Annotated in this window: 2 protein-coding genes; both read right to left on the reverse strand. The window is 60.8% G+C overall.

Going from position 1 to position 931, the window contains the following annotated elements; all coding sequences use genetic code 11:
• A partial coding sequence (locus V6E55_RS25940; protein WP_049318180.1) for a DUF4158 domain-containing protein occupies nt 1-118 on the reverse strand: 118 nt, incomplete at its 3' end.
• Between the two features lie 3 nt (nt 119-121).
• Nucleotides 122-682, reverse strand: a complete 561-nt coding sequence (locus tag V6E55_RS25510) for a recombinase family protein (protein ID WP_001161490.1) — start codon at nt 680-682, stop codon at nt 122-124.
• Nucleotides 683-931 lie beyond the last annotated feature (249 nt).

Consider the following 931-nt stretch of genomic DNA (forward strand, 5'->3'; position numbering starts at 1 on the left):
GGATCAGCGACAGGTCGGAGTCGTTGAAGGTGTAGTAGCGGATCAGGTCATCCTGGCTTTCCGGCAGCGCAAGCAGGGTGTCCCGCTCCGTGGCCGAGAGGATCAAGCGACGCGGCATGTGTCAGTCGTCCGTGCGGAGGTACTGGTAGAGGGTTTCCCGGCTGATGTTGAACTCGCGGGCAAGCTGCGCCTTGGGCTCGCCGGCCGTCGCTCGCTGCCGCAGGGTAGCAGCCTGCTCATCGGACAGGGCTTTCTTGCGGCCCCGGTACGCGCCACGCTGCTTGGCCAAGGCGATGCCCTCACGCTGCCGCTCGCGGATCAGGGCGCGCTCGAACTCAGCGAAGGCCCCCATCACCGACAGCATCAGGTTGGCCATCGGCGAGTCCTCGCCAGTGAACACCAGGCCCTCCTTCAGGAACTCGATGCGCACGCCGCGCTGAGTCAGCTTCTGTACCAAGCGACGCAGGTCATCGAGGTTGCGGGCCAGCCGATCCATGCTGTGCACCACCACTGTATCGCCTTCGCGGACGAAGCTCAGCAGCGCTTCGAGCTGGGGGCGCTGGGTGTCCTTGCCCGATGCCTTGTCGGTGAACACCTTGCTCACCTGGGTTTGTTCCAGCTGGCGTTCCGGGTTCTGGTCAAAGCTGCTGACCCGGACGTAGCCGATGCGGTGCCCCTGCACGATGTCTCCTTGGTTGAAGGCGGCTTAAGTGCACTTTCTGTTCCGTTGTGCCTCAAAGCCCATTTCTGTCAGGCTGAAATCTATAACCTTCGCGGGCATGTGTCAAAAAATGGGAAAGCAGACTCTATTCTGACGAAGCGGCGCGGCCCTGCCTGACATCAAGTTAGGGTATAGCCTAGATTGACATGCGCGATGCAACCCTTAACTTGCTTGCACCTATCGTTTCCATGCTAGCTTTATCGTAACGCT

It is taken from the genome of Enterobacter sp. 342 (genome assembly GCF_036663495.1).
GTDB lineage: Bacteria > Pseudomonadota > Gammaproteobacteria > Enterobacterales > Enterobacteriaceae > Enterobacter.